This is a genomic window from Streptomyces sp. NPDC059455, assembly GCF_042750115.1.
Classification (GTDB): Bacteria; Actinomycetota; Actinomycetes; order Streptomycetales; family Streptomycetaceae; genus Streptomyces; species Streptomyces endocoffeicus.
In genome coordinates this window covers 1-4670 of record NZ_JBHYVB010000088.1, presented here as the reverse complement: position 1 = coordinate 4670, position 4670 = coordinate 1, and the positions used below count along the sequence as shown (strand labels likewise).

General features: G+C 70.2%; 5 protein-coding genes and 1 pseudogene. 4 read left to right on the top strand and 2 right to left on the bottom strand.

What is annotated here, in order from left to right:
• Positions 1 to 35: 35 nt before the first annotated feature.
• From ACFXB5_RS28080 to ACFXB5_RS28070, 3 genes and pseudogenes are all read left to right on the top strand, one after another.
• Positions 36 to 698 carry a DUF4232 domain-containing protein gene (locus ACFXB5_RS28080; RefSeq protein WP_385212715.1) on the top strand — a complete coding sequence of 221 codons (663 nt, stop codon included), beginning with the start codon at positions 36 to 38 and terminating at the stop codon, positions 696 to 698.
• A gap of 212 nt (positions 699 to 910) precedes the next feature.
• Positions 911 to 1324, top strand: a complete 414-nt coding sequence (locus ACFXB5_RS28075; RefSeq protein ID WP_385212656.1) for an SRPBCC family protein — start codon at positions 911 to 913, stop codon at positions 1322 to 1324.
• 139 nt (positions 1325 to 1463) lie between these two features.
• Positions 1464 to 1832 (top strand): annotated as a pseudogene (locus ACFXB5_RS28070) (Tn3 family transposase); the annotation flags it as partial.
• 39 nt (positions 1833 to 1871) lie between these two features.
• On the opposite strand, the gene ACFXB5_RS28065 reads toward ACFXB5_RS28070, so the two are convergent.
• Entirely contained in the window at positions 1872 to 2729 is an 858-nt protein-coding gene (locus tag ACFXB5_RS28065) for a class I SAM-dependent methyltransferase (protein WP_385212654.1), read from the bottom strand.
• 84 nt (positions 2730 to 2813) lie between these two features.
• Here ACFXB5_RS28065 and ACFXB5_RS28060 point away from each other — a divergent pair, with 84 nt between their 5' ends.
• Entirely contained in the window at positions 2814 to 3356 is a 543-nt protein-coding gene (locus ACFXB5_RS28060; protein WP_385212713.1) for a helix-turn-helix domain-containing protein, read from the top strand.
• Positions 3357 to 3454: 98 nt separating this feature from the next.
• Here the strand turns inward: ACFXB5_RS28060 and ACFXB5_RS28055 are convergent, their stop codons facing one another.
• Positions 3455 to 4417 carry an NAD(P)H-dependent flavin oxidoreductase gene (locus ACFXB5_RS28055; protein WP_385212652.1) on the bottom strand — a complete coding sequence of 321 codons (963 nt, stop codon included), beginning with the start codon at positions 4415 to 4417 and terminating at the stop codon, positions 3455 to 3457.
• Positions 4418 to 4670: the final 253 nt, after the last annotated feature.

The following is a 4670-nucleotide window of genomic DNA, read 5'->3' as shown; positions in this document are numbered from 1 at the left end:
TAGATCTCTCCCCCCCGTGTTCGGCCCCCCGCCCGGTGCCCCCCCCCCGCGGGGGTGGGGGGGGCGAGCCGCGGGGGGGGGGGGGCCCGCGGGGGGGGCGGGGGGGGGGGGGGGGCCACGACGCCGCCGGTACCGCGCAGAGCCCGTCCGCGTCCAACGGGGACGGCAAGGGCGGCGCCGAGCGGGCCAACAGCGGCGATGACACCAAGGCGGGCACGCGCTCGAAGACCGCCCCGGGCGGGACGGACGAGGTCGCGAACAAGGCCACAACCGTCGGCGCCCGGCAGTGCCGCGGCGACGAGATGCTGGTCACCGCGGTGCACCGGCTCGCCGGGCAGCAGGGCGACCACCTGCTGATCACCGCCTCGAACGAGGGCACCAAGCCATGCTGGGTCACCTCGTACCCGGCCGTGAAGCTCGGCGACGACGACGCCGTACTGCCGCACTCGAAGAAGGACAACCCGGGCGGCGACAAGCGCATCACGCTTCAGCCTGGCGGCACGGCATACAGCGCGGTGAACCTCTTCGACTACGGTCCGGACAACCAGACGGCGCAGTCGTTCGCCATCGCCCTGCGCGGCGCGGACGGTGACGACGGCCCCTTCTACTCCGTCGACACCAAGGGCGAGAAGCCGCAGTTCAGCTGGAACGAGGCCGACGTGCTGAACTGGAACACCGAGAAGCCGTACGACTTCTGACAGCGCGTCGGCCAGTGACACGTCGTCCCGGACGTGCCGCACCGCACTCTGCTGGCACGTCGTCGGTGTGCCAGCGATCGTGTCCGGTTGGTCATGTCCGGCTGGTCATGGGAGAGGACGCCGAGCCTCTCTCGGGCCGCTGCGTCACAGGAGAGCGGGCCTGGTCCGATTCGTTCAAGAGCGCGCGACGGTGGCCCGGTACGGTCGCGTTCATGAACAGCACCGGCTTGGAATCCCGCCACATCAGCATCCGCATCGACCGTCCGGTCGAGGAGGTCTATGCCTACGCCTCGGACCCGGCCCACCTGCCCGCGTGGGCCCAGGGCCTGGGCGGCGCCATCGAGAAGATCGGCGATCAGTGGGTCGCGGCGTCTTCCCCCATGGGGCGTGTCGTGGTCTCCTTCGCGCCCCTGAACGATTTCGGCGTGCTCGACCACCACGTCACGCTGCCGTCCGGGATGACCGTCTACAACCCTGTCCGGGTGATCTACAACGCGACGGGGAGCGAAGTGGTCTTCACCCTTCGCCGGCAGCCGCAGATGAGCGACGCAGATTTCGAGCGCGACGCCAGCATGGTCGCCGACGACCTGGCCCGACTCCGGAAGCTGATGGAGTCGAAGAGCTGAGGGTTTCCGCCCGAGTCGCCCTCCACGGGAGCCTCTCCGCGCAGGCGGAGGCGGTCGCCAGCGCGCTCACCAGCTTCCTGCGCGAGGTGGGCAATCGGGCCGACGGCTCGCTCCTGCGCCACCTGCACCGGGTTCCCATATTCATGGGACGTGCCGTTCGCCGATCCGCCGAGCGACGGCCGATATCGCGTTTGCGGGCCTGACCAGGCTCCTGGGCTACGACCTGCCGCCGCGCATCAAGCAGATCAACAAGGCCGAGCTGTACCCACCGCGATCCGGGTCGGCACCGCCTCCACGAGGCGATCCGCGGCGCTTCCCCCGCACCGCCTCCCACCCTGTCCACCAGGCCATGCTCGAAGTCGGGCGAGCCCAGAAGACCATCTTCGTCGCCCGCTACCTGCGCGACCGCGACCTCCAGCGCGGGATCCAGGAGGGCCTGAACGCCGTCGAGGGCTGGAACGGCGCCAACGACATCGACTTTTTCGGCAGGAGCGGCGAGGCAGGGAAGAAAGGTGAGGAGAACGGGCGGCGGCGGAGGCCGGCCGGCCTAGGGGCGGTGGGCGATCCAGGTGGTGCGCGTTGTGCGGACGCTCAGGTCACCGCGGCGCACGATGCCGAGCGGATGGGTCTCGTCCAAGAGGGTGTCGAGGGCGGCCAGGTCATCCGCTTCCAGCGCGTCGTCGACATGGGAGCGCAGCTTGGTCAGACAGACCTGCGCGTAACGGCCCAACGCCGGACCGGCCTGGGAGGCGGTGAGGCGGATCTCGAAGGGGCGGCGCTCGTCCACGGTGAAGCCGGCGTCCATGAGCGTCCGGTCCCATTCGTGCGGCGGCTCGGTGTTCGTCACGGCGTGCAGCCTCGCCTCCAGTCCGGGGCGGCCGACGCCGGCGTTCTCGGGCAGGAAGCGCGGGAAGAAGTCCATCTCACTGACCGCCAGCAGACCGCCCGGCCGCAGCTGCCCGTACGCCTGAGCCAGCGTCCGAGCCGGATCGCTCAGGTGGTGAAGGAAGGCGGCGGCCCACATCAGGTCGTACGGCTCCCCCTTGCCGGGCAGGGGCCATGGCTCGTCCAGGTTCGCCTCCAGCGTGCGGATGCGTGCTGCGACGCCGTGCGCGGATGCCTGCTTCCGCAACCGGTGCAGCATCTGGGGCGAGATGTCCACCGCCGTCACCGACGCGGCGGGGAACCGCTCGGCGAGCGCGAGGCTGCCGGTGCCGGGGCCACTGCCCATGTCCATGATCCGCGCCGGGACGGAGTCGGCGAGATGCGCGATCCAGCCGGTCAGCTCCGTGAGGTACGGCTTGAGGACCTCGGCGTCCAACTCCAGCATCTCCGCCATCGCGACGTCGGAGCCACTCGCACGCTCGTGCCCGATATGACCGTGATTGACGTGGTTCGTAGTCATGCCTCGACGGTATGACGATCAGTGCCATCAGGTCATATGCTCTTGCCGGTGAAGCAAGAATCGACTCTCGACACCATCGTCAGAATGCGGATCCGGTCCCTGCGCAAGGCACGCGGCTGGTCACTGGATAACCTCGCCGAACGCGCCGACATCAGCCCGTCCCAGCTCAGCCGGATCGAGACCGGGCACCGCCGCATCAGCCTTGACCAGCTCACCGCCATCGCGAGCGCCCTGGGCAAGTCCGTCGACCAGCTCGTCGAGTCCCCCGACGATTCCGACGTCGTCATCCGTCCCGACCGCGACGAGGAACGGGGCCTGACCACCTGGCTTCTCAGCGGCGACAACGGCCCCCAGGGCCTGACCGTCGCCAAGATGCGCATCACCGACCCGGCGGGCGCCGTCGCGCCGGACGACCTCGGAGTCCACCCGGGCCGGGACTGGTTCACCGTGCTGTCCGGCACGGTCGTCCTCTACCTCGGCGAACGCGTCATTCGCGTTGAGGCGGGTCAAGCCGCCTCCTTCTCCACCATGACCCCCCACACCCTGCGCGCCGACCGTGGGCCCGCCGAGGTCCTGTGCATCCTCGACCACAACGGCGAACGCAACCATCTCCACGCGAGCCCATGACCATGAGGAGCTGGAGGTGATCGTGCCGGAGGACCGCGGCCGGGGCGGCCGTGGAAGGCGGGCCCGTCCGTCGAGGCGCTGCCGACCGCCGCGTCCGCTCAGCGTCTTCCGGCACGGTCGAGTGCGTCTTCAGCCTGCACGGCCAGGGTGGCTACAAGGTCGGCTGCGGATGGCAGTTCGGTGATCAGATCAATGGCCTCGCCGGCCCACATCGGCAGCGAGGGAATGTTCCCCTGCGCCACATCATGCTGGTAGTCCTGTCTGGCCCTGGGGTCCGCTGCGAGTTCGGCTTCCCTGCCCCGCCACTGGTCGAGGTAGCGATTGCCAAGGGTGCGAGCGGTGTACTTCGACGGCCACTTGGAGCCTCGGGCAATGTCGAGCACCCTGTTGCGCTCGGTGTCTTCGCCACGTCCCTCGACGATCGCCTCGGCGGTCGAGGGATCTACCAGAGCCTCAGCCGTGGCTTGGAAGCGGGTACCGACGAGCGCCCCCGCGGCGCCAAGCGCCAGGGCCGCCGCGAGACCGCGGCCGTCGGCGATCCCGCCGGCCGCCAGTACCGGCACCGGTGCCGCCAGATCCACCACGACCGGCACGAACGGCAAGGTGGAACGCCCCTTTCGGGCCCCATGCCCACCGCTTTCGGTGCCCTGCGCCACGATGACATCGGCGCCCAGGCCGACCGCCTGGTTGGCCTCCTCCAGATCGGTCACCTGAATGATCAGCAACGTGCCGGACGCGCGGATGCGCTCAGCGAAAGGGCTCGGATCCCCGAAGGACAACATCACTGCCCTGGGCTGGTGCTCCAGCGCCCGCTCGACCGCGCCGATGTCGATCTGCCAGGTGAGGAAACCGATGCCCCACGGCCGCCCGGCGGCTTCCGCGACGAGCGGCAGCTCGCGGGCCAGCCACTCCGGGTCCCCGTTCGCGGCGCCGAGCATTCCGAACCCGCCGCCGCGAGAGACGGCCGCCGCCAGCGCACCGCCGGCCGATCCGCCCATCGGCGCCAGCGCGATCGGGTGCTGCACACCGAACAACTCCGTGAACCGCGTCGACAGCGCCATAGCCGCCATCATCCCCCTCAGCACGCCCCGCGAATATCGCTTGTTGCGACATTCGCGGTCAGGTAGCTCCCCGTCAGATGGCCACCGATGAGGAATCAGGACTGGTCACTGACATCTCGCTCCGGCGCGATGACCGGGCCGACGAAGCCGGGCTCGGGGGGTGGGGGCCCCCCCCCCCGCCCCCGGGCGGGGGGCCGCCCCGCGGCCAGGGGGGGGGAGGGGGGGGGGGTGAGAGAAAAACTAGAAGCCGCGG